Raw genomic sequence first — 24640 nt, 5'->3', positions numbered from 1 at the left:
CGTGACGATCTGAGCGCAGAACGCAAAAAAGCCCTAAAGGGGTCTTTGCATTGTCAGCCTTCTGACTCCTGTTCACCCGAAAAGGTTGTTGTTCGTAACCTGAAAGTTCTGTGGCGCTCATCACGTATAGGGGCAACTGCGGACCATCCGGACGGGCGGGATTCCGGGGCCGGCCGAATACTGAGGGGGTGTCACCCCCGCACCCGCACCTCCTCTCCCGCCGCCGACTGCTTCAGGCCACCGGCGGCGGCGTACTCGCCGCGACGGCGGGCGCGGGCGTGTGGGCGTGGTGGGCCCCGGACCTCCCCCGTACGGCCGAACCGGCGGGCGGCGGACGGTCCTTGGTGGACCCCGCCGACCAGTCCTTCCTCCAGGTCATCGCGCACCCCGACGACGGACTGTTCTTCATGAACCCCGACCTGGAGCAGTCCATCCGCGGCGGGGCGCGCTCGGTCACGGTCTGTCTGACGGGTGGTGAGGCCGACGGGCGCAACGCCCGCGGAAGCGCCGCCGGCCCCCGCGGCGCCCCCGGCAACCGCCCCGCCTTCGCCCGGGCCCGGACCAACGGGCTGCGCGCCGCACACGCCGCGATGGCCACCGGCGACCCGGCCGCGCCCTGGGACGTCTCCGCGGTGTCCCTGCTCCCCGGCTTCCAGGCGGAGCTGCACACCCTCCGCGCCGCCCCGCACCACCAGTTGGTCTTCCTGGAGCTCGTGGAGGCCCGGGCCGTCTGGCGGGCCCGCGCCAGAAGCCTGCGCGGCCTGTGGCTGGGCGCGGTCGACACCCTGCCCACCCTGCTACCGTCCGGCACCCCCGTACGGAGCCGGTTCCACTACACCCGCGACCACGTCATCCAGACCCTGGTGACGGTGCTCGACCGGGTCCGGCCCACGGTCGTCCGGACCCTGGACCCCAACGCCGGGCACTCCCGCAGACGCCCGCCGGCCACGCCGGACCGCGACCGGCGGCTGGCCGGCCTGCGCTACTACGACCATCAGGACCACACCGCCTCCGCCTACTTCGCCCAGGCCGCGCTCGCCGCCTACCAGGGGCGCGCCGGGGGCCGCCCGCCCGTCGTGGAGCACTACCTCGGCTACGAGGCCGCCACGCTGCCCAACGACCTCGACCTGAGGACCGCCCGCCGCAAGGCCCGGCTGCTGTCGGTGTACGGCTGGGCCGACCACCGCCGCTGCGGCGACCCGGCCGGCTGCGGCGACCGCAAGGTCGGCGGGTCGGCCCTCAACGGCGGGCCCCGCAACTGGACCCGCTCCACCCGGCTGCGCGCCCCCGGCTCCAACGCCTGGATACGCCCCGCCGCCGACGGCCGGCTCACCGCCTTCGCGGTGCTGGGCGGCGCCGCGTACCGCTGGACGGAGACCCGGCCGGGCAGCGGCGGCTTCGGCGCGCCGGTGCGGGTCGGCGGGGAGCTGCTACAGGGTCAGATCCATGTGGTGCGCCGCCGCGACGGCATGCTCCAGCTGTTCGCCACCCGCACCGTGCTGCCCGGACGGAACGCCGCGCACCGCCGTGAGCTGATGACCGTGGCGCAGCGCGGCACCGCCCCGGACGGCGGGCCGGTCTTCGGCCGCTGGGAGTCGCTGGGGTCCCCGGACGCCGACCCGGTCCGCTCGCTGGAGACCGGCTTCCCGGCGGCGGTGGCCACCCCGGACGGCGCGGTGCACGTCTTCGTGCGGACCTGGGACGGCACCATCTCCCACCGCAGCGGCCCCTCCGGCGCGCACTGGTCCCCGTGGGAGCGGCTGGAGGGCCCGGTCGGGGGGCTGGTCGCGTCACCGCAGATCGTCGACGGGCTGGACGCCGGGGTGGACTCCGACGGGCTGATCCACCTGGTCGCGCCGAGCGCCCGCGCCGTGCATCACTGGGTGTCCAAGGAGCCGGGGCAGCCGCCCCGGCCGGCCGCCGCCACCGGACTGCCGCAGCCGGCCGGCCCGGTCAGCCTGGTGCCGCTGGCCGGCGGCGTGGTGCGGGCCGTCTACCGCCGCGCCGGCACCGCGCAGGTGGTGATCGCCGAACGGCAGCGGCTGGTCGGCGGCTGGCGGGTCACCGCGCAGTGCCCGGCCGTCGGCGGCCACGGCCGGGTGGCGGCGGCGCCGGTCGGCAGCGGTGACCGGATGGTGCTGGCGGCCCGCGACGACGCCGGCGACGTACGGACGGCGATGGCCCAGGACACCCCCAGGCCCTGGCAGCGCGGCCGGGTGCCGCACTCGGCGGCCGCCGCCGTCGCCCAGGACGCGGTCGGGCGCGCCGTGGTGGCCGTGCTGGGCACCGACGGCCGGCTGTACACGACCCGTCAGACCTCGGTCGGGCAGAGCGCGCTGTTCCGGGGGTGGCGGGCTCAGACGGAGGGCGCCGGGCGCAGGATCCGCCGGGAGACGACATAGGTGAACGGGACGGCGAGGGCCGCAGCGGCCAGCGGCGCCAGCGCACTGTTCACCCCCAGCCAGCTCACCAGCGCCACCAGCCCCGCGCTCTGCACCCCGTAGTTGGTCACCTGCGTCAGCGGGAAGAGCAGCAGCTTCTTCCAGGTCGGCCGGGTGCGGTAGGTGACGTAGGTGTTCAGCAGGAACGAGCAGCCCATGCTCAGCACGAAGGCGGCGGTGTAGGCGGCGAAGTACGGCAGCAGGCGGTGCAGCGGCAGATAACAGGCGTAGAACGTCAGGGTGTTGACCCCGCCGACGGCGGCGAAGCGCACCGGCCGGCCCCAGCCGGCCGGCTCCCGGCGGCCGGGCATCAGCGGGTCCGCGAGCCGGCGGCCGCGGCGGCGCCGGCGGCACGGGCGCCGTCCGCCGGGGCGGGCACGCCGGCCTCGCCGCCGCTCTCCTTGACCAGGAAGTGCGGCCGCCGCTTGGTCTCGTAGTAGATCCGCCCGATGTACTCGCCGATCAGCCCGAGCATCACCATGTGCAGCCCGCCCAGGCCCACGATGATCGCCACCAGCGTCACATAGCCGGGGGCGGTGACCCCGCCCACGACGGCCGCGCCGACGATCCACAGGGTGTAGAGCGCGGCGAGCGAGGCCAGCCCCAGTCCGGCGTGGATGGCCAGCCGCAGCGGGCGGCAGTTGAACGAGAGCATCCCGTCGATGCCGTAGTTGACCAGCGAGCCGAACCGCCACTTGGTCTCGCCGGCCTCCCGGGCGGCGTTGCGGTAGTCGAAGGTGACGGTGTCGAAGCCGATCCAGGAGAACAGCCCCTTGGAGAAGCGGTTGTACTCCGGCAGCGACAGCAGCGCGTCCACGGCCTTGCGCGACAGCAGCCGGAAGTCGCCCACGCCGTCGGTGAGTTCGACCTCGACCCAGCTGTTGACGGCACGGTAGTAGAGCCGGCTGAGCGCGCTGCGCAGCCGCCGGTCGCCGTCCCGGCTGCGCTTGGCGACCACCTGGTCGTGGCCGAGCTGGTGGAGGTCGAGCATCTTCCCGATCAGCTCGGGCGGATGCTGGAGGTCGGCGTCCATGAGGATCACCGCGTCGCCGGTGGCCGCCCGCAGGCCGGCCAGTATGGCGGGCTCCTTGCCGAAGTTACGGCTGAAGGAGAGGTAGCGGGTGGTGGTGCGGTGCTGCGCGGCCAGACCGCGCAGCCGGGCCAGGGTCCCGTCGCCGCTGCCGTCGTCGACGTAACACAGCTCGTAGGGGACCCCGAGGCGTTCCAGTACCGCACGGACCGAGGCGTCGAAGCGGCTCAGCACGGCCTCTTCGTTGTAGCAGGGCACGACGACGGAGAGCTTCATCAACCGGCCTCCTTGGTGGGGCGGAGCCGTGGCCGGCCCCGCAGGCGCCCCCGGAGCGCGACCACGGTGAGCACCAGCCCGGCACCGCCGCTCGCCGCCAGCCCCACCGTCAGCCCCGGCGGGACGTAACTGCACGTCAGCCGGCCGGCTCCGGAGCCCAGCGGCACGGCCAGCAGCCCGCCGAACGTGGACGGCGCCGCGTACGGCCCGCCGTCCACCGCACAGCCCCACCCCTCGACGGCCGGAACGGCCAGCACCGCATGGCCCGTGCTGCCCGCGGGCAGCCGCGCGGTCAGCCGGTGCCCGCCGGCGGTCAGGGAGCGCGGCCCGCGCAGCGCCCGCACCGCCGCGGCGAGCCTGCGCCGCGCCACACAGCCGACGGCGTGCTCGGGCACCAGCTGGCGGCCCACTCCGGTGAAGCGCACCGCGACCGTGCCGTCGGCGGGCACCCGGCCCAGCCTGCGCACCGGATTGGCGGTGGTGTCGTACCGTCCGACGCCCTCGGTGCGCCTGCCCAGCCCGCTGACCTGCCCGGAGAACCAGGGCGCGGACCACACGACGGTGCTGTCCGGGGCGCACCGCGCGGTGAAGGTGGTCCCGGCGCCGTCCGGTCCGGCCACCGGCCGTGCCGGCGCCGGCAGCAGCCAGCCGCCGCGGACGGGCGCCGGGACCGCGCCCGCGGTGGGCGTCAGCTCCGGCACCTCGTAGACGGCGGCGCCCAGCACCCGCTCCTGGCGGGCGAAGACGGTGGGCGGCTCGGCGCCGCCGGCCGGGCGCGGCAGCCCGCCGGTCGCGGCCGGTCCGCGGCGTACGGTCAGCAGCGGGGCCGGCCGGGCGCGGTGCGGGACGAACCGGGAGCGGTGGTGCCCCACCGGCGCCAGATAGCTGCCGACACCCATGAGCGCCTGGCCCACCGGGTCCTCGAAGCTGAGCGTATGACGGCCTTTCATGTACCAGCCGGCGCCCAGGCCCCGCAGGGTGCGGGCGGTGGCCGCGGGCACATAGCTGCTGTAGTAGGCGCCGCCCTCACCGCCCAGCAGCAGGGGATCGTTGTTGGCGAACTCGTGCGGGCCGGGGTCGGTGCGCGAGTGCGGCCAGTCGGTGCGGGCGGCCAGCCGGTCCCGGGCCGCCAGCGACGCCCGGGTCATCGTGATCTTGGGCTTGAACCAGACGATCCTGTCGCGCACCGCGGTCACCGAGTACGCCGTGTACGCCGAGCCGAGCAGCACCGTGCCGGTCAGCGCGGCGGTGACCGCGGTCCGCAGCCGGCCGGCGCGCACCACGAAGAGCGCGGCCAGCCCCGCCAGCGTCACCGCGCCACCGCCGGCCACCAGGACCCAGGTCGCGGTGTCCACCCCGTCCTGATCGCGGCAGAGCCAGGCCAGCAGCGCGACCAGCGCGGCGCCCGCGGCCAGTTCGCCGGGCCGCGGACGGTGCGCCAGCGCGAGCCAGGAGATCATCACCAGGATCCCGCTGAGCACGAAGGCGGCCCGGTATGGGCTCCCGTTGGGCAGCGCGAAGCCGTGCCACAGCAGGATCGCCGGCTCCCAGACGAACGAGGCGGCCACCCCCGCCGCCAGGACGCACCAGCCGGCCCGCACCCGCAGCGGCACCGCACGCACGAACGGGAAGGCGGCGACCAGCAGCAGCCCCGGGATCCCGACGGAGACATTGGGCGCCGGCAGCCCGCCGTGGCCGCCGGGCAGCAGCTGCGCCACCTGGTAGAGCAGCGGCGGCCGCTCGCCGTAGGTGATCGGGGGCGCCGGCTGCGCCGCCCGGCTGGCGTGCAGGCTGACGGTCAGTACGGGCGCGGCGAGCAGGATCCCGGTGGCCGCCATGGCCACCGCCCGGCCCGCCGCCCGCAGCCGGTCACCCGGCGTCATCCGGCCGGCGGTCAGCAGCCGCACACCGAGCACCAGGGCCATCGCCAGGGTCGCCATCGCCGCCGTGTAGAAGTTGCCCGCCCAGGCGAGGGCGAGAAGCAGCGTGCCGGCCACCCAGCGGGTCCGGCGCACACACCACTCCGCCGCGATCCCCACCAGCGGCAGCGCGACCAGCCCCCACATCCACATCGGGTCGGCGAAACCGTCGTTCAGCACCCAGGCGCACAGCCCGTACCCCACCGACAGCAGCGCCCGCAGCCAGCCCGGCCCCGGGTGCAGCCGGCCCAGGAACACGGTCATCAGGGCGGCGGCCAGACCGATGCTCAGCAGTGTGACCAGGAAGACCGGCAGGTCGGCCCGTTCGCGCGGGAACAGCGCGACCAGCCAGGAGAACGGGTTCATCAGGTAGGTGAAGAAGTCCGCGAGGAACGGGACCCCGTAGCCGCTGCTCCAGTTGAAGAACCAGTCCCCGTTCGCGTGTCCGTGCAGGAGGTCCCACAGCCGGGCGTGGAACGGGACGAACTGGTTGCCCAGATCGTTGACGGCGCGGGAGCGCGGCCCGAACGGGTAACTGCCGTAGCGGCCCAGCGCCAGACAGTACGCTCCCATGGACAACGCCGCCGCGAGCAAGGGCGCGGCCGGCCGGCGGAGCACCCCGCGCCCGGCCGCCGGGCGCGGGGCGCCGGGCAGGGGCCGGACAACTTCCTGGGGCCGGACCGCCTCTTGTGGGGTAGCGGGCGTCGGAGCCACCGGCACTCCTCCACACTCGGCGAACGTTCACCCCACGTTATATGTCTTAATAGTCCCCTTTGGTCTGCTGGGACGCGGGGCTTTCGAGGAATTGCCGCACCGAACGAGCGGAGGGCAGGGTGCCGATGACCGACGAATCCACGGCCCCTGCCCCGGACGGTCCGCACAGTCCGCACGGTCCGCACGGCCCGAACGGTCCGGACAGCCCCGCCGCCCCGGCCGTCTCCGTGATCGTCCCGGTCCACAACACCCGCCCCTACCTGGCCCGCAGCCTCGGCTCGGTCTTCGCCCAGACCCTCGACCAGTGCCGCATCGAGGTGATCGCGGTCGACGACGGCTCCACCGACGGCAGCGCCGCATGGCTCACCGAACAGGCCCGCCACCACCCCAATCTGACGGTGCTCCACCAGGAGGCCTCGGGCGGCGCCGGCCGCCCCCGCAACGCCGGACTGGACCTGGCCACCGGCGACTATGTCTTCTTCCTCGACTCCGACGACCGCCTGGGCACCGAGGCCCTGGACCGCCTCATCCGGATGGCCCAGACCCACCACTCGGACATCGTCTACGGCCGGATCGTCGGCGCCGACGGCCGCGGCGCCCCCGTCGACCTGCGCACCACCCGCGCCCGCGCCACCCCCTTCGACTCCCCCGTCTACTGGACCCTGGCCGCCTACAAACTCTTCCGCCGCGCCTTCCTCGCACAGCACCGGCTGCGCTTCGTCGAGGGCCGGCTGCTCGCCGAGGACCTGCCCTTCGGCATCACCGCCCTGCTCCGCGCCCGGACCGTCTCGGTCCTCGCCGACTACGACTGCTACTACCTGCACGGCCGCCCCGACGACAGCAACGCCAGCCGCCAGGACCTGGACTGGTGCGCCTACCTCCACTACATCGGCACCGTGCTCGCCCTCGTCGAGTCCGAGGTCCCCCCGGGCCCGGACCGCGACACCCTGATGGTCCGTCACTTCCACGGCGAGATCCTCATGCCGTTCGCCGCCCCCTACCTCGCCCGCTCCCCGGCCGGCCGCCGCGCCATGGCCGCCGCCGCCCGCCCGCTCGTCGACCGCTACCTCACCGACCGGGTGCACACCGCCCTGCCGCCCGGACTCCGGCTGCGCGCCCACTACGTGCGGGCCGGCCTGGACGAGGAGCTGACCGCCGTCGTCCGCGCCGACACCGGGACCCGGCCCCCGCCGTACGTGGCCGCCGACGGACGGATCTACGCCGGCTACCCCGGCTTCCACGACCCGCGGCGCACCGTCCCCGACGCCTGCTACGAGCTGACCGACCGCGTCGTACTGCGCCAGCGGCTGACCGGATGCCACTGGGCGGGCGACGTCCTGCACCTGCGGGGCACCGCCGCCCTTCCCTGGCTCGGCGGCGACACCGCCGAGGTCCTGCTGTACGGCGCCGGCGCCGTACACCGCATCGGCGCACGGTACGACGGCGAACAGTGGCGCGCCGCTCTCGATCCGGCGACCGCGGCGGACGGACGGCCGCTGCCCGACGGCATCTGGGGCCTGAAGATCGCCGTCACCGCAGACGGCAGCGCGGCCGCCGGCGGCCCGGCCGGGCCCGCCGTCCGCCGCGAGGCCTGGCTGGTACCCCAGGACGCCCCGTACGACCACGACCCGTACGCCCCGTCCGCCGAGGAGCAGGTGGACCCGGAGGAGCAGGAGGACCCGGAGAACCCCGCGCACCCGGAGAACTCCGCGCACCCGGGGGACACGGCCGCCGCCACCGGCTTCCGGCCCCGGATCGTCGGCCGGGGCCCGGGCGGCCCGGCCGTCGCCGCCCTCTTCCGCTCCGCGCCGCACGGCCATCTCCACCTCGGCCTGGACCGCGACGGCGCCCGCCACCCGCTCGGCACCGATCTCCGCGGCACCGCCACCGTCACCCGCACCGGCCGGACCACCGTCACCGCCCGCCTCACCCTCCCCGGCTGCCCCACCGACGCCGAGCTCCGCCTGCTCCTCCACGAAACCCGCCGGCACCCGGGCGACGACCCCGGCGGCCCGCCCGCCCCGCGCACCCTCGCCCTGCGCACCACCGCCGAACGGTCCGCCGCCGGCCACCTCACCGTCCGGGCGGAGCTGCGCCCCGGCCCCCTGGGCACCTGGCAGGTGGCCCTGCGCCTGACCACCGGCCCGCTCCGCCAGGAACTCCCCGTCCGCACCACCGACGGCCGCGCCCCGCTCACCCTCACCGTCCCCCGCCCGCTCCGGCCGCCGCCCCGGACGGACCGGACCTGAGGCACACCGTGCGCCCCTCCGCCCGCGGGAGCACTCTGGTAGCAGCGGTTGGAGGTGATCGGGATGTTGCAGACCGCTGTCGGATGGCATGTGGAGCTGGAGTTCGAGGAGGACACGCACCGCACTCGTGCCGCCGCGCTGGTGCGGCTCTCCGACGGGAGCGAGGTGCGGGCCCACGGGTACGCAAGCCGCCACCCCGCCGATGCGAATCAGCCAAGGGTCGGCGAGGAGATCGCGGGAGCCAGAGCGCTCAACGAACTGGCGATGAAGCTGCTGACCAAGGCACACGACGAGATCGACGAGGCGTCCGGCCGGACGTCGCACCCGCTGGCCTGAGCAGCGCACCGGGCACCCCGCCGCGGGCACCGCAGCCCGCGGAGTAGGGTGCCCGGCCATGATCGGTGAACCGGAGTTCCTGACCGAGACCCGCGCGTTCTACGACGCCGTGGCGAGCGACTACGACGCGCACTTCGGCGACGTGCTGGCGGCCAGACCGCTGGACCGGGCGGTGCTCGCGGCGTTCGCCGAGTCCGTACAGGCCGGCGGCGGCGGAACGGTGGCCGACCTGGGGTGCGGCCCCGGGCGCGTCACCGCGCATCTGCACACCCTGGGCCTGTCCGTCTTCGGCATCGACCTGTCACCGCGGATGGTCGCGCTGGCCCGCACGACGCACCCGGCCGTGCGGTTCGAGGAGGGGTCCATGACGGCCCTGGACCTGCCGGACGGCGCCCTGGGCGGGGTGGTGGCCTGGTACTCGATCATCCACACCCCCCGCGCACGGCTCCCCGAAGTGTTCGCCGAACTCCACCGGGTGCTGGCCCCCGGCGGGCAGCTGCTGCTCGCCTTCCAGACCGGCGACGAGCCGCTGCACCTCGTCCAGCCGTTCGGCCACCCGGTGTCGCTCGACTTCCGCCGCCGGCAGCCGGACCAGATCGCCCGGCTGCTGGGCGAGGCCGGCCTCGACGTCCGCGCCCGGCTGCTGCGCGAACAGGACGAGACGCTGGGGGAGACGGCACCACAGGCCGTCCTGATGGCCCGTAAGCCGGATAAGCCCTAGGGCGTGTCCGCAAAGTCCCGTCTGGCCCGCGACGCCTGGCACGGCGCCTCGCTGCGTTGTCGGGATCGTCCACGTAGACCCACTACGAGGACGACCCTCCGCCTTGCGATGCACCGCACCAGACGCCGCGGGCCCCGCCCTACGGGCGGACGACGGGACTTTGCGGACACCCCCTAGGCCTGCGGGTGGTGGTGGCGCCAGCCCGCCCAGGCCGAGGTGATCATGTCGCGGACGTCGTGCCGCGCCTTCCAGCCCAGCTCGGCCGCGATCCGGTCGGCGGCCGCCACCACCCGGGCCGGGTCGCCGGGGCGGCGCGGGGTGACCTCCGGGGTGACGCCCTGATGGCCGGTGATCTCCGTGATCAGGTTGATCATTTCGCGGACGGAGACGCCCTCGCCGCGGCCGATGTTCAGGGTCAGATCGCGCACCGGGCCCGGCTCGGCGAGCTTGCGGGCGGCCGCCACATGGGCGTCGGCGAGGTCGGCGACATGGATGTAGTCGCGGATGCAGGTGCCGTCGGGGGTGTCGTAGTCGTCGCCGAAGATGCGCGGCGCGGCGCCCTCGGTGAGCTTCTCGAAGACCATCGGGACGATGTTGAAGACGCCGGTGTCGGCCAGCTCGGGGGTGGCCGCGCCGGCGACGTTGAAGTAGCGCAGACACGCGGTGCTGATGCCGTGTGCCTTGCCCGTCGCACGGGCCATCCACTCGCCGACGAGCTTGGTCTCGCCGTACGGGTTGATCGGCGCGCACGGCGTGTCCTCGGTGACCAGCTCGACGTCCGGCATGCCGTAGACCGCCGCCGACGAGGAGAACACCAGCCGGCCGACACCGCCCGCCGCCATCGCCTCCAGCAGCGTCTGGAGACCGTGCACGTTCTCGCGGTAGTAGAGCAGCGGCATCTCCACGGACTCGCCGACCTGCTTCTTCGCGGCCAGGTGCACGACGTCGGTGACGCCGTGCTCGGCGAGGGTCTCGTCGAGCAGCTTCCGGTTGAGGATCGAGCCGGTGACCAGCGGGACACCCTCCGGGATCCGGGCGGCCACGCCCGTCGTCAGATCGTCCAGCACGACGACCTGCTCGCCGGCCCCTCGCAGGGCCCGTACGACATGGGAGCCGATGTAACCGGCACCACCCGTGATCAAGTAAGACATGGTGTCAATCCTAGGCTGGGGGTCGGACAGTCGGACGGGTCGAGCCTCGCCGGCTCAGCGGCGCAGCCGCCGGGCGGCGATCCGCCAGACGCTGCGCAGCCCGGAGGCGACGCGCAGGGACAGCGCCCCGCCGGTCGTGGCGTACGGCTGCACCAGCAGCACCCCGTGCCGCCGGCTGGGCAGCACACGACGCCGCAGACCCGGCCCCGTGGCCCGCAGCGCGGCCCGGAAACCGGCGCCGTCTGCACAGCTGACCTGCGCCATCAGATCCCAGGGCTCGGGCTCCGCGGAGCCGTTGCCGCGTTCGGCCAGGGCCGCTATGTCCAGGACGACCTCGGCGGTCCAGCAGGCCTCCCCGCCGCCGGCGGCCCGTGCGGGGGTCAGTGCCGCGGTGTGGACCGGGCCGCGGCGGTCGTCGCGGCGGCGGCGCAGCTCGATGTCGATGCTCTCCGGTGCCGCCGCGGCCAGCCGCCCGTACAGGTCGTGCACGCGCAGCCGCAGCACGCTGCGGCCGGCGACCGCGGGCTCCGCGTCGATGGTCACCGGCAGCCGGTGCACCGGCTTGCTGTCGAGATCCTCCAGCTCGATCCCGGGCAGGTCGGCGGACCACACGGCCTGGCCGCCGGCCTCCGCGTACGGCGGCAGCAGCCGGCCGGGCCGGGCCGCCAGCTGGGTGAGCCGGTCCAGATCGCGGGGCGTGGCGGAGGCCAGCACGACCCGGGCCAGCCAGCGCGCCGGGGCCCGCGCCGCCCGCAGCGCAGCCTCGTCGAAACCCGCCAGATAGTCGCGGGTCAGCCGCCACCACTCGGCCCGGTAGTCGCCGCCGCGGGTGTGCAGCTCCCGGACGTACATCCGCAGATCGTGATCGAGGAACTTGGTGGCCGCCGCCTCCGCCAGCGCCTTCTGCCCGGCGTCCTGGAAGATCCGCACGCTGGTGCGGTGCGCCTCGATCCGCGCCCGCCAGTTGGCGACGTCCTTACGGTCCAGCGAGATCGACTGCTTCGCCGCCGAACGGCGCACATGCCAGATGTAGACGCTGTCGGGGATCGTCGCGATCCGGGGCGCGGCGGCCAGCACCCGGGCGGTGAAGACGAAGTCCTCGTAGGTGAAACGGCCCTCGGGAAAAGCGATGCCGTGCCCGTCCAGGAACGCCCGCTCGTAGAGCTTGTTGACGCAGAGGGTGTCGCGGACCAGCTGCGGGCTGGCCTCGGCCGACTCGTGCACCGCCGGTTCGCGGTAGAGGGCCGGCAGCCAGGGGATGTCGCGCCGCGCGGGCAGCTCCCTGCGCACACAGGCGCCGGCCGCGACCGGCGCGTCGTGCTCCAGCGCGGCGGACAGCAGCGCCCCCGCCGCACCCGGCGGCAGAACGTCATCGCTGTCGAGGAACATGACGAAGCGGCCGGTCGCGGCGCGCAGCCCGTCGTTGCGCGGAGTGCCGCAACCGCCGCTGTTCTCGCTGCGGTGGACGACCCGCAGCCGGGGTTCGGTGCGGGCGAGATCGTCCAGCGCGGCGCCGGTGCCGTCGGTGGAGGCGTCGTTCACCGCGATCACCTCGGTGACCGTCCCGCCCGGCATCTCCTGCGCAAGGGCGGAGCGCACCGCATCGCAGACGTGGCCGGCATCGTTGAAGGCGATGACGACGATGCTGACCTGCGCGGATGGCGTGATGGTGGGCCCTGGCAGTGGCTCAAGGGCTTCATTCACAGTCACTAAATCTACATTTCGTGTCGACAGCATCACTTGGCGCGAGCGGGATCCGAACCCATTTCCGATGGTTCAGAGGGCGAATCCCGCCGTGCGGTTGCACCCACTGCCCCCCGATTTCCGCCTTCTTGCCGTCTTGTTACCCGGCGGAAGCCGGGGCCGGGTGGATACGGACCCGTAAGAGCGCCCGTACATGCTGTAACGACGCGAGCGGCGTGCGATGCCGATCCGCGCACCATCACGTTGCGGCGGACCGGCCCGGTCACCGGTCACCGCCCCCTCCGCATCACCGCTCCATCAGATCCGCGACCCGCCCCGCCGCCCCGCCGTCATCGCGGTGGCAGAACGTCTCCCGGAAATCCGCGTAGGCATCCGCCGACGCCGCCGCCACCGCATCCAAGTCGCCCAGCGCATCGACCAGTTCACCCGTCGAGGAGAGCAGCGGACCCGGCACCCGGGCCTCGAAGTCCAGGGTGAAGCCACGCAGCGTGTCCCGGTAATGCGGCAGATCGGGCGTCAGGAACAGCATCGGACGGCCCGTGTTGGCGAAGTCGACGGCCAGCGACGAGTAGTCGGTGACCAGGACGTCCGCGGCCAGCAGCAGCTCGGTGGCATCGGGATGCCCGGAAACGTCCACGGCGAACGGGGCATGATGGGCCGGCAGCCGGTCGGCGACCAGCGGATGACCGCGCACCAGCAGCACATGGTCACCGGACAACTCCCGGTGCGCCAGCTCCAGATCCAGCGGCAGATGCAGCCGGTGATGGCGCGCGTCGTAGGCCAGATCGTCGCGCAGCGTCGGCGCGTACAACACCACCTTCCTGCCGGGCTCGATACCCAGCCGCTCCCGCACCGCCGCCGCCCGCACCTCACGGTCGGCGGCGAACAGCGCATCGGTACGCGGCAGCCCGGTCTCCAGCAGCCGCCCCGAGTAGCCCAGCGCCGAACGCAGCACCGGAGTGCTGTGCGCATTGGGCGACAGCAGCACACTCCACTGCCGGCCGACCCGCGGCCGCGGCGCCAGATGCGCCAGCCCCGCACACAGCGTGCCGGCCAGATCGGCGCCGATCCGCTTCAGCGGGGTGCCGTGCCAGGTCTGGATGATGCGCTGCCCACCGCGCCGGGTGAACCACCGCGGCAGATGGGTGTTGGTGACCACCCAGCGGCTGTGCGCCAGCGCCCCGTGCCACTCGGCGCTGCCCACCACCACCGCCCGCGCGGTCTCCGGCACCGCGGTCTGCGCATCACGCACCGCCCACAGATGCTCCACCTCCACCCCCCGCCGCACCAGCTCCTCATGCACCGCGCGCGGCGAGTCCCCGTACGCCCGGCCGCCGAAACTGCTGTAGAGCACGGTGTCGCGCAGCGGACGGGAACGGTGCAGCGCATAGTGCTGCTCCCGCAGCACCCGGCGGCGGTAGGGCCCACGATCGGTCGGCGGCACCGCGGGCCCCGCGGTCACCAGCGCCTCGTCGTGCCGCTGCCGGTCGAGGACCAACGGCTTGCCGCGGACCGTACGCGACGCCGGCAGCCCGTCCAACAGCGACGGCGCGATACGCACCGGGGCGTCCAACGGCGAGCCAGGCGCCCCCCGTTCCCGCAGATGCAGCGTCCAGCGGCCCTCACGCAGCGGCACCGGCCCCGCCAGCGACTCCAGCGCACCCAGCGACAGCGAGCCGTGGAACCGGCCCCCGTCGTGAGTGGTGGGGAACGCCAGCTCGACGGCGTGCGCGGCATGCTTCAGCACCAGCTCGGTGGCGTGCGGCGCGGCATCCGGCAGTGTGCCGGCCAGCAGCAGCGTGCCGTCACCGCGCCACAGCACCCGGTCCAGATACGGCTGCGGCACCCGGTCGTGCAGCACCAGCTCGCCGCCCGGCGTCGCCGCCACCACCAGCTCACGGCCGTGCGCGAGCGGATACCCGACCGGCGCGAGCCGCGGATCGCACGCCACCGGATCGGTGCCGCCGTCCGCCAGCACCAGCACCGGCACCCAGCTCTCGGTGTGCGCCGGGGGGATCGCCGAGGGCGCACCGTCGCGAGTGGGACGGGCCGCGGCCAGCGCGTCGGGACGGACCCGGACGGTGACCTCGCCCGTCTCCCCCGGCGCGGCCTCCACCGGGAACGACACCACCGTCCCCGTCCCCTGATGCGTCAGCCGCAGCGCCGTCGGCGCCGGCCCCGGCACCGCGACCGTCACCTCCAGCGCACCGCCCGCCACCGCACGGTGCCCCGTCAGCCGCCGGGTACGGCGGGCCACCGACAGCCGCAGCCGCCCCTCCTCGTACCAGGGCGTGATCCGCACCCCGTCCTCCGCGCCCTCCCCGGCGACCTCATGGGCGCACGGCCCGGCGCCCGACCCGGTCTCGCCCGCACCCAGCGCACCGGCCCGCACCACGCCCGCCGAAGCCAGCACAACCCCCACCGACCAGTCGCCCTCCTCCCAACGGCCACCCCGGCGCAGCCTGGCCGGATCCACCCGCAGCTCGAAACCCGACCAGTCGTAACAGTGCTGCTCCTGACCCGACTCCGCGGTCGCCCCCGGCATCATCAGCGGCCGCAGCGGCAACAGGATCCGCCGCCGCCCGCACGACAGCACCGCCGTCCGCAGATAGCTGTGCCGGTGCGCCGCGCCCAGATTGCGGAGGTACGCATAGCCCCGCACCACCAGCACCCCGTCCCGCCACACCGCCTCCACCACCTTCGCCCGCACGGGGAAGTCGGCCCGGTCCAGCCGCGTCACCCCCGGCGGCAGCTCCAGCTGCGGGGACAGCGGCAGCACCGCCCGCTTGCGCAACGGCGGCCCGGCGACGGCGAACGCGGCCGGATTACGCGCCTCGTGCCCGAGCAGCGTCAGCAGATCGGCCATCCGCCCGGTGCGGATCAGATACCAGCGCATCCGCAGCTCCACCGGGAGCGAGGGAAACAGCCGCGGATCCACACCCGACAGGAAGCCACGGGCACAGTCCAGGAACGCCGTCCTGGTCTCCGGCGCGGCCGCCGGCAGCCCCTCCACCAGATCGAGCAGCCCGTCGGTGAGCTGCGAACGGTCATAGTCCGCCAGATACGCGTTCAGCTGGACCCGGCCCGGATCACCCAGGAACCGCCGGATCCCGGCCACCGCCGCGAACCGGTCCCGTACGCCCTGCGCATCCGGACACCGGGGGCGTCCTGGACCTTCGGGCAGCCGCCAGTAACAGACATGCTCATGCAGCACATCGACCGCCCTGGCCAGGAAGTGCGCAGGCAGCGTCACCGCCGCGTCATGACACAACTCCCCCTCAGGAAAAGCGAGTTCATGCCGGTCCCAGAAGGTACGGCGGAAGACCTTGTTGCGCGCGAAATGGTCGGAGAGCAGCGAGAGATCTTCGGTGACATGGGTGCGCAGCGCGGTCCGGTGCGCGGCCGGATGGTGCGCCGACTGGGTGCGGCCGGCCGCCCCGAGCCGGTAGACATTGCCGGTCGCCAGGTCCGAACCCGACGCGTCCAGCAGGCCGACCAGATCCTCGTACGCGCGCGGCAGCAGCACATCGCCGGCGTCGAGGAAGGCCAGATAGCCGGTGTGCGGATAGGCGTGCCGGGCACCGGTGTTGCGCAGCGCACCACAGCCCGGCGCCGGACCGGCCCCCGGATGGCGGACGATCCGGAACCGCGGATCCCGCTCGGCGAACCGACGGGCCAGCGCGGCCGCCGGGCCCGGCGTGGCACCCCCCTCCCCGGCGCCCCCGGCCCCCTCCGAGGAGCCGGCCTCCACCAGCACCACATCCAGATCGGTCAGCGTCTGGGCCGCCACCGACTCCAGACACTCCTCCACATTCCGCTCGGACCCCTCGATGCGATGGACCGGGACGACGACGGTGAGTCGCGGCTTCATACGCGGACCAAGCCTTTCCGGACTGCCGATGCACAAGACCGGTCCCTTCAACTCACCCATCGGCGGCACGGTCACCACAGCTGCGCTGAAAGGGTGAGACACCTCGTGAGCAGCGCCGGCGCGTGATCGGGTGATGACGCTCAGTGTCTCGATGTCGGCGCGCCGTGCCGCCGGGCCGCATCCGATGCCGTAGACCCGTTGCACAGCGTTCTGGCGCCCCGCGCGCCGCGTCCCCAGGGAAGGTGACCGCGTCCCGATGCCCGGCCGTACCGACAGCTCCGCCACCACCGACAGCTCCGACGCCCGGCCGCCGGGCAGCGACCCCCGCACCCCCACGGCCCCCGTGCCGACGGGCACCGCACCCGCCGCCTCCACCGCCCGGCTGCCCGCCGAGCCGGCCGAGCGGGCCCGCGGCGGCCTCGCACGGCTGCTGCCCGCCCGCACCCCCTACCGCCGCCAGCTGCGGCGGATCGGCACCGGACGGGTGCTGGAGATCGGCTGCGGCGAGGGCGGCGTCCTCGCCGGCTGCGCCCCCGGAAGCGTCGGCATCGACCACGACCCGCAGTCCGTCGAGCACTGCCGCTCCCGCGGACTGACCGCCTACACCCCCGGCACCTTCCTCGCCGGCCCGCACGCCCGCCCCGGCGCCTTCGACGCCCTGCTCTCCGCGCACGTACTCCAGCACCTCGACGACGAACAGGTCGAAGACCTCCTACGGGCCTACGTCCACTACGTCCGGCCCGGCGGCGGGGTCGTACTGATCACCCCACAGGAGGCCGGCCACCGCGCCGCCCCGGACCCCGTCCGCTTCACCGACTTCACCCTGCTGCGCGCCTTCGCCGCCTCCGCCGGCCTCGCCGTACGGCGCACCTACTCCCACCCACTGCCACGGCCGGCCGGGATGCTGCTGCGCTCCAACGTCTTCGTACTGGTGGCACAGGTGCCGCGCTGACCTGCCCGGCAGCGGTGCGGGCCGGGACGTTCCTGACCTCCCCGGCCCGCACCCGCCCACCCGCTCGCCTCAGCGCGTACGCGCCCGCTGGCGGGCCCGGACGATCGCCCGCGTGACGATCGGCGGCAGCACATCGAGCGCCACCCTGCGCACCGTGCTGCGGGTCGGAACCGGCGGCCGCGGCGCCGGACGGGCCGCCGACGCCCCCGGGGCCTGCGCCGACGGGCGCGCGGGGCGGGCCGCGGGCACCGCCTTGTGGCGCGAGACCGGCTGCGCCGGCTCCTTGGCGCCCTTGGCGCTCAGCCGGACCAGCGGCGCGTCATTGACGTACTGCACCTCGTGCCAGACATCGCCACGCGCCTTGATCCACTCCAGCAGCGCCTTCTGGTACGGCTCCGGATCGCCCCAGGTCCCATAGAACTTGGTGCCGGTGATGCAGATGGGGCGCAGCCCCTCGTTCGCCACCGCCTGCCATGTCGCCGCGGCCACCCCCGGACAGTGCTCGGCGCGGTAGTCGTCCAGCACCACCACCCCGCCATCCGTGAGCAACTCCCGCACCGCCAGGATGTCGCCGTGCACATGCTCGTACAGATGCGAGGCATCGATATGGGCGAACCGCACCGAACCGGCCTCGACATGATCGCTGACCACCGAACTCAGACCCTGCACGATGGTCGGCAACTCCTCATGGAAAGCGAGGTAGTTGGCCTCGAAGGCACGGCGCGTCAGGGTCGCGTACGACTTCTTCATCTCCCGGGAGTTCGAGGCGTCCTCGGCGGGCGAGTCGAAGAGGTCGCACACCGTGAAGCGCTCACCGGCACGCATCCGGGCACCGAGAAAGATCGCACTCTTGCCCATGTACGCGCCCAGTTCGAGCAGATCACCCTGCTCGGAACGATCCTGCTGATGCGTCAGGAACCAGTCGAAGAGCAACTGGTCGGCGGTGAAGAACCAGCCTTTGACCTCGGACAGCCGGGTAGGGCGCGGGAGTTGTTCGGCACTCTGGTCTGCGGTGGGGGCAGTCATGTGCGGTCCGTCTCCAGACGGTCGGGAACGTAGGGCGGTAAGGCGGTGCAGGACAGCCGTTACAGGCACACGGACACGTGGGGGATGCCTGGGAAATATGCAAAATGTGCAGTTATGGAAGCGCCCGGCATACAGCCGCGGCACAGGGGCACGGCCCGCGCGGACCGGGGACCCTCGCCCGGACACCCGACACGGAAACGGGTCCTCGAGGACGCTCGAGCACCGCTGGGCAGTCTCCACGACGAAGCGCCGGCACACCATGCGTTTCACGGCAGTGACCCACATCGTAGGGGGAGAGACATGAACGGAAGATAACAACGGCACACCCCACCGCGGCAGGCCCCGCACCCCCTCACTTCACCGCGCCGGCCATCCCCCCGAGACGAACTGCCGCTGAAAGAAGCAGAAAACGATCAGCCCCACCACCAACGATCAGCAGCATCACCAATGATCAGCGGCACCACTACCGATCAGCGGCATCACCAACGATCAGCTGCACCACTACCGACCGGAACGCCACGCGCATCGACAGCAATGCCACCCGCATGCGACGGCGCTCGCTCCCGCCCCCGGCTACCCGGCTTGCCCCCCGGCTCGGGCCAAGGGCGGCCCGCTCAGGCCAAGGGCGACGCGCTCAGGCCAAGGGTGCTGCGCTCAGGCCAAGGGTGGCGCCGACGGGGCGCCCGAGGACTGTGCGGCCCGTTGCAGGGCGCTGGCCAGCAGGGCCAGGTCCGTCGGGCCGTTGCCCAGCTCGCGTAGCGGGCGCCGGGCCGGCGGATCGCCCATCCGCTGCCATTCAAGCGGTACGACCGTCGGGCGCAGCGTGGACGTACGGGGTATCCGGCCGGTCACCCGGCCCGCCTGGAACGGTGTCGAGGAGCCGTCCGCCGTGCGGCGCAGCCGGCCGCGGCCGGCCGGTACCGGCTCGGAGGGGTCGGAGCTCGCGCCCAACTCGATGCGCAGCCCGGCCCGTTCGCCGGTCGCGGTCTCGGCGGTGCGGTCCGGGTGGCCGGTCGCGGCTATCAGGTGGACCCCGAGCGCCGCCCCGTCCCGGGCCACCGCTTCCAGTGCGCGGACCACGGAGCCCGCGGCGGGGCGGCCGGGGCTGCCCAGTGCCGGGGCCACCAGTGCGTCGAAGTCGTCGACCAGGACGAACAGGCGCGGCATCGGCGCGGTCGGCTCCGTGCCGTGTCCGTGTGCTCCGTCCTCGGCGGGGGAGTTGGTGGGGGAGGGGCTGTGGGCGGGGGCGGGGGCTCCGTTGGCGGGGGTGGCGGGGTTGTGGGAGTTGTGGGAGGGGGTGCTGGGGGTGGGGGCGGGGTGGGTTCGGAGGCGCAGGGTGCCGGTGGTGGAGGGGTCCGCCGGGGTGCCGCCTGACTCCTCCTTGTTTCGGCAACGATTACGGAGAGTAATTGGTTCCTGCTCTCCGTCACTGGATTCGGAGGGGCGGCGGGGGGCGATGACGCGGGGGGCCGGCGGGTGGGTGGCGCGCCATTCGGCGAAGGGTGTACCGGCCAGTGTTTCGGCCCGGCGTTTGAGTTCCGAGGAGAGTGCCTGGGCGAACTCCCGCATGCGGACCGGGTCCGAGGCGGCGAGGTGGGTGGTGACATGCGGCAGGTCGGTGCACACCCGCAGGCCCTCGCCGCGCTCGCTGCCGGCGCCGTCGACGAGTACCAGCGAGAGCAGGTCCGGGCGGTCCGCTGCGGCGAGTGAGGCGGCGAGTGAGCGCAGGAGTTCTGTTTTGCCGGTGGCCGCTGCGCCCTCGATGAGCAGATGGGTGTCTTCGGCGGCGAGGTCGGCGTGCAGCGGGCCGTGCGGTCCGGCGCCGAGCACCGCGGGGGTGCTGGGCCGGTCGGTGTCGAGGGCGGCGGCCCAACGGGCCATCAGGGACGCGGGGGTGGCGCGGGCCAGCCCCAGTTCGTCGAGCAGCCGGGTGGCGTCGGGCAGCGGGACGGCGGCGCGCTGCACCGTGCGGCCGCCGGCCGGGGTGGTGGTGTCGGCCTCGCGCAGCGGTGCCAGTGCCCGGGCGAACCGCTCGGCCCATGCGCCGGAGACGGCGTCGACCGTGCCGACCGTGCCGTTCGGGCCGGAGCCCGGCTGGACCACGCGCAGGGCGGTGGCGACATCGCCGCTGAGTACGGCGACGGCCCCGCACTCCCCGAAGGCGGGGGACGCCGCGCGGGCCGCTTCGTACGTCGCGGCCAGCGGGAAGGAGGGCGAGGCGGCCGGGGTCTCGGCGAGGCAGAGGAGGTGGACGCCGGCGGCCTGGCCGCCCGAGGCGAGCCGGGCGGTGGTCTCGCGCAGCGCGGACGAGCCGGGGTCGCCGTCCACGATCAGCAGGGTGTACGGGCCCTGGTGGCGGGCGGCGGCCAGGGAGACCTCGGCGCGTTCGGCGCTGGCCCAGCCGGGGCCGAGGGGGCCGTCGTCGAGCCGCCGGACCAGTTCGGTCGTACGGGCGGTGGCCTGTTCCTGGTCGTAGGCGAGCAGCAGCCGGCAGTCCTGGCCGTGGGCCGGGCGGACGTGCGGCAGCCAGCCGAGCCAGGACCAGTCGGCGACCCGTTCCTCGGTGCTGCGTGCGCGGTCCGTGCTGATCAGCACGATGTCGAGGGTGCCGGGGGAGTGCAGGGCGGCGAGCTGGGCGAGGGTGGCGCGGGCCAGTGCGGTGAGCCGGGCGCGGGGTCCTGCCAGGCCCAGGGAGCCCGCGCGGCGCAGTTCGACGGTGACCGGTACGGCGTCCCGGCCGCCGCTGCGGCTGGCGGTTCCCAGCCGCACGGTCAGGGCGTCGGGGTGGTTCTGGCTGCGCTCCCAGAGGAGGGGGCCCGGGCCGAGGGCGGTGAGGAGGACCGTGGCGGCGTCCGGCCAGCGTTCGGGTCCGGCGGTGCCGGAGGGGGCGGTGGCCGCTTCCGCGCCGTCGGGGGTCGGGGAGTAGGGGGTGCGGGCCGGTTCGTAGCCGGGGGTGAGGGGGGTGTCGGGGCGTGGCACGGCGGCCCGGCCGCCGGTGAGCCGCCGTGCCCAGGCGCCGATTCCGCCCCGTCGTCCGCCCTTGCGGGGGGCCTCCGCGCCGTGGGCGTCGTCGGTGGGTGCCAGGAACTGTCCGCCGCCGTGTGTCGGGTCGGTCGCGCCGGCGGGGGCGCCGTAGGCCGGATGGGTGCGGACGCCGGGGCCGAGGCCGTGCCCGTGTCCGTAGCCGTGGGCGGTGGCGGCGGTGGGGGGTGCGGAGTCGTGGCCTCGGGGTGCTGCGGCGGGTGGGGTCCCGGGGTCCTGGACCGGGGTGCCGCGCAGGGGGGTGTCCCGTCGCGCCGTGCCGTCCGTTTCCTGTGCGGTGCGGGGCTGCGGTACGGGGGAGGCCGTGGCGCCTCGGGCCGGGGGTTGCGGGCCGGGGGTGGTCGCCGGGCCGGCCGGTGCGGCGGTGCCGTCGGCTCCTGGGGCGATGCGCAGTTGTCCTTCGCCGTCGGGGGTGGTGTGCAGGGCCGGGTCGGGGGCGCTGGGGGCGGACTGGAGGCGGAGGGTGGATTCGCCGATGCGCAGCAGGGCGCCGGGCCGGAGGGGGGTGGGCTGCTCACCGAGGTCGGTGCCGTCGATGGCGGTGCCGTTGGTGGAGCGGAGGTCCGCGACGTGGACCGAGCCGTCGGGTTCGACCGTTACGGCGCAGTGGAGGCGGGAGACGTCGGGGTCGTCGAGGGGGACGTCTGCGTCGGCGGAGCGGCCGATGCGGATCTGGCCGCCGTGCAGGAGGTGGACGCCGCCGGCGTCGGGGCCGGAGATGACGTGCAGTCGGGCGGAGCCGTGGGGGAGGCCGTGGGCGGGGGCCGGGCCGGGGCTCTGGAGGGAGAGCACGGCGCCGTCGATCAGCGGGGGCTCGCCGAGGGCGGCGCGCTGGGGGTCGAGCCGTTCGGAGCCGGCGTAGAGGACGACCGGGCCGCTGCCGCCGCCCGCGCTGCCGATGTCGGCGCCCGAGCCGGCCACGGAGGCCGCGAGCGAGCCGGCCACCGCGGCCAGGGCGGTGCCGGCGGGGGCCGTCACGAGCACGTCGCAGGCCCGTGTGGTGTGGCCGCTGCGCGGCCCGAGGACGGTCAGCCGGATCTGCATCGCCGTCAACGGTCCCTTCTGCCGGGGATCCGGCAGGGGGTCCGCTCGCTTCCCCCACCCACCCGAGCACGTCGGCACGTACAAGTCCCTGCGCACGTCGCGACAGAGACCGCGCGCCCCCACCGCATCGTGCTGGATGCATCCTTGCACCTGCCACTGACAACACGCCCGCCGACCGTCCATCAGTGATCTTGATTGGTCTTCCAAAGGCGGAAAAGTACCTGCTTGCGCGCGGTGGCAGGCCGGTTTCGGACCTGCGTGGCCGGCGCGGAGCGGTTCCGGTGCGGCCGGTGCGGCCGGTGTGCGCAGGTGGCGGGGCGGCCGGCGGGCGGGAGGGGAGGGGCAACCATCTGTCCGAAACGCACGTCTTCCCCACAAGCCCCGCCCGGGCTGCCGGACCGAAAAGCTTGTGCGAGCGCACTACAGTGGATCGGACGGGCCGCGAGCTGACCCAGCGGGCCAGGCAAGAGACCACACGACCAGGGAGCGCATGACGTGCGGCCGGTAGGCAGCAAGTACCTGCTCGAGGAGCCGCTGGGCCGCGGCGCCACGGGCACCGTCTGGCGTGCCCGCCAGCGGGAGACGGCGGGCGCCGAGGCCGCCGTGGCAGGAGAGCCCGGTGAGACGGTCGCGATCAAGGTCCTCAAGGAGGAGCTGGCGCACGACGCGGACGTGGTGATGCGCTTCCTGCGGGAGCGCTCCGTCCTGCTGCGGCTCACCCACCCCAACATCGTCCGCACCCGTGACCTGGTGGTCGAGGGTGATCTGCTGGCGCTGGTGATGGATCTGGTCGACGGCCCCGACCTGCACCGTTATCTGCGTGACAACGGTCCCTTCAGCCCGGTGGCCGCGGCGTTGCTCACCGCCCAGATCGCCGATGCGCTGGCGGCCAGCCACGCCGACGGGGTGGTGCACCGCGACCTCAAGCCCGCCAACGTGCTGCTCGCCGGCTCCGACGGCAGCGGCGAGATGCATCCGATGCTGACCGACTTCGGCATCGCCCGGCTCGCCGATTCGCCGGGGCTGACCCGTACGCATGAATTCGTCGGTACCCCCGCCTATGTGGCGCCGGAGTCCGCCGAGGGCCGTCCGCAGACCTCCGCGGTGGACATCTACGGTGCCGGAATCCTGCTGTACGAGCTGGTCACGGGGCGTCCGCCGTTCGCCGGGGCGACGGCGCTGGAGGTGCTGCACCGGCATCTGAGCGAGGAGGCGCGCCGTCCCAGCACACTGCCCGAGCCGCTGTGGACGGTGATCGAGCGGTGTCTGCGCAAGCGCCCCGAGGAGCGCCCCAGCGCCGAGAACCTCGCCCGTGCGCTGCGTACCGTCGCGGCGGGTGTCGGGGTGCATGCCAGTCCTGCCGAGGCGGAGGCGGCGCTCGGTGTGGCCGCGCTGCTGGCGCCGGATCCGGCGCCGGCGACGGTTCCCGGTACGGGGGCCGACGGCGGACCGGCCACCGGGGGCGACGCCGACCCCACGCAGGTTCTCCCGTCGGGTGCCGGGAGCTACGACCCGGCGGCGGCGACCAGCGTGCTGCCGTCCACGGGCGGGCCGGGCGGTGCCGGTGGGCGGGATGCCGATCCGACCCGTGCCATGCCGCCGATGCCCATGGGCGCACCGCCCGGTGGGCCGCAGGAGCCCGAGGGGCCCCATCCGTGGGAGTCCCAGATGCGGGCGGCGCGTGACCGTAACGAGCAGACGCAGGTGCAGTACCTGGATCCCAGCGAGGATCCGCTGCGCCGCCGTCCGCAGCGCCGTCCGGCCGCCCCGCAGCAGCCGCCGCAGCGCCCGCAGCAGCCCCCGTACCGTCAGCAGGCTGCGCCGGTGCCGTACGCGCAGCAGCCACAGGCGCCGCAGCGCCGTCCCGCCGCCCCGCAGCAGCCGCCGCCGCAGCGTTACGAGCCGCAGCGGCCGCCCGCCCCGGAGCCCCGGCCGCGGCGTGAGCCCCGGCCGCGCAGTGCCAACCCGATGAAGATCCCGGGCCTGGGGTGTCTCAAGGGCTGTCTGTTCACGCTGATACTGCTCTTCGTGGCGGCCTGGCTGATCTGGGAGCTCACTCCGCTCCAGGAGTGGATCGGTACCACGCGTGGCTTCTTCGCGCAGATCGGGCACGTGTACACCAGCGTCGAGCGCTTTGTGAACAAGATCAGCGGCTGACCGGAGC

14 protein-coding genes are annotated in these 24640 nt (G+C 74.2%); 6 read left to right on the top strand and 8 right to left on the bottom strand.

All coding sequences use genetic code 11. From position 1 onward, the window contains the following. Positions 1 to 188: 188 nt before the first annotated feature. On the top strand, positions 189 to 2402 hold the full coding sequence (locus tag ACZ55A_RS30110; RefSeq protein ID WP_468846570.1) for a PIG-L family deacetylase: 2214 nt from the start codon (positions 189 to 191) through the stop codon (positions 2400 to 2402). On the opposite strand, the gene ACZ55A_RS30105 is transcribed toward ACZ55A_RS30110, so the two are convergent. The 3 genes from ACZ55A_RS30105 to ACZ55A_RS30095 are packed head-to-tail and all read right to left on the bottom strand — an operon-like array spanning position 2357 to position 6239. After that, entirely contained in the window at positions 2357 to 2752 is a 396-nt protein-coding gene (locus tag ACZ55A_RS30105; protein ID WP_468846567.1) for a GtrA family protein, read from the bottom strand. The genes ACZ55A_RS30110 and ACZ55A_RS30105 overlap by 46 nt on opposite strands. Continuing rightward, the gene (locus ACZ55A_RS30100) at positions 2752 to 3747 is read right to left on the bottom strand and encodes a glycosyltransferase family 2 protein (RefSeq protein WP_468846565.1); all 996 of its coding nucleotides are present in this window, start codon (positions 3745 to 3747) and stop codon (positions 2752 to 2754) included. Before ACZ55A_RS30100 ends, ACZ55A_RS30105 begins: the two co-directional genes overlap by 1 nt. Beyond that, entirely contained in the window at positions 3747 to 6239 is a 2493-nt protein-coding gene (locus tag ACZ55A_RS30095; RefSeq protein ID WP_468846563.1) for a YfhO family protein, read from the bottom strand. Before ACZ55A_RS30095 ends, ACZ55A_RS30100 begins: the two co-directional genes overlap by 1 nt. A gap of 266 nt (positions 6240 to 6505) precedes the next feature. On the opposite strand from ACZ55A_RS30095, the gene ACZ55A_RS30090 reads away from it, so the two are divergent. From ACZ55A_RS30090 to ACZ55A_RS30080, 3 genes are all read left to right on the top strand, one after another. Continuing rightward, positions 6506 to 8629, top strand: a complete 2124-nt coding sequence (locus ACZ55A_RS30090) for a glycosyltransferase family 2 protein (RefSeq protein ID WP_468846560.1) — start codon at positions 6506 to 6508, stop codon at positions 8627 to 8629. Positions 8630 to 8692: 63 nt separating this feature from the next. After that, positions 8693 to 8965, top strand: coding sequence for a DUF1876 domain-containing protein (locus ACZ55A_RS30085; protein WP_468846558.1), 273 nt, complete (start codon positions 8693 to 8695; stop codon positions 8963 to 8965). Between the two features lie 61 nt (positions 8966 to 9026). After that, positions 9027 to 9686, top strand: a complete 660-nt coding sequence (locus ACZ55A_RS30080; protein WP_468846644.1) for a class I SAM-dependent DNA methyltransferase — start codon at positions 9027 to 9029, stop codon at positions 9684 to 9686. A 173-nt stretch (positions 9687 to 9859) separates the two neighbouring features. On the opposite strand, the gene galE is transcribed toward ACZ55A_RS30080, so the two are convergent. The 3 genes from galE to ACZ55A_RS30065 form a co-directional block, all read right to left on the bottom strand. Then, entirely contained in the window at positions 9860 to 10837 is a 978-nt protein-coding gene (gene galE, locus ACZ55A_RS30075; protein ID WP_468846555.1) for a UDP-glucose 4-epimerase GalE, read from the bottom strand. Positions 10838 to 10891: 54 nt separating this feature from the next. Next, positions 10892 to 12541 (bottom strand): glycosyltransferase family 2 protein, encoded by a 1650-nt coding sequence (locus ACZ55A_RS30070; protein ID WP_468846553.1) that lies wholly within the window; start codon positions 12539 to 12541, stop codon positions 10892 to 10894. Between the two features lie 286 nt (positions 12542 to 12827). Further along, positions 12828 to 16412, bottom strand: a complete 3585-nt coding sequence (locus ACZ55A_RS30065) for a bifunctional glycosyltransferase/CDP-glycerol:glycerophosphate glycerophosphotransferase (protein ID WP_468846550.1) — start codon at positions 16410 to 16412, stop codon at positions 12828 to 12830. A 256-nt stretch (positions 16413 to 16668) separates the two neighbouring features. Here ACZ55A_RS30065 and ACZ55A_RS30060 point away from each other — a divergent pair, with 256 nt between their 5' ends. Then, a complete protein-coding gene (locus tag ACZ55A_RS30060; RefSeq protein ID WP_468846547.1) occupies positions 16669 to 17364 on the top strand; it encodes a class I SAM-dependent methyltransferase in 696 nt (231 codons plus the stop codon). A gap of 69 nt (positions 17365 to 17433) precedes the next feature. On the opposite strand, the gene ACZ55A_RS30055 is transcribed toward ACZ55A_RS30060, so the two are convergent. Both ACZ55A_RS30055 and ACZ55A_RS30050 read right to left on the bottom strand, forming a co-directional pair. After that, on the bottom strand, positions 17434 to 18390 hold the full coding sequence (locus tag ACZ55A_RS30055; RefSeq protein ID WP_468846544.1) for a class I SAM-dependent methyltransferase: 957 nt from the start codon (positions 18388 to 18390) through the stop codon (positions 17434 to 17436). A gap of 654 nt (positions 18391 to 19044) precedes the next feature. Next, positions 19045 to 22476, bottom strand: a complete 3432-nt coding sequence (locus ACZ55A_RS30050; RefSeq protein ID WP_468846642.1) for an FtsK/SpoIIIE domain-containing protein — start codon at positions 22474 to 22476, stop codon at positions 19045 to 19047. A gap of 495 nt (positions 22477 to 22971) precedes the next feature. Between ACZ55A_RS30050 and ACZ55A_RS30045 the strand changes: the two genes are divergently transcribed. Next, complete coding sequence (locus ACZ55A_RS30045) at positions 22972 to 24633, top strand: serine/threonine-protein kinase (RefSeq protein ID WP_468846542.1); 1662 nt, start codon at positions 22972 to 22974, stop codon at positions 24631 to 24633. Positions 24634 to 24640 lie beyond the last annotated feature (7 nt).

Source organism: Streptomyces sp. NPDC034111 (assembly GCF_055575375.1).
The sequence above is the reverse complement of the archived record's forward strand: the minus strand, read 5'-3'. Positions and strand labels throughout refer to the sequence as shown.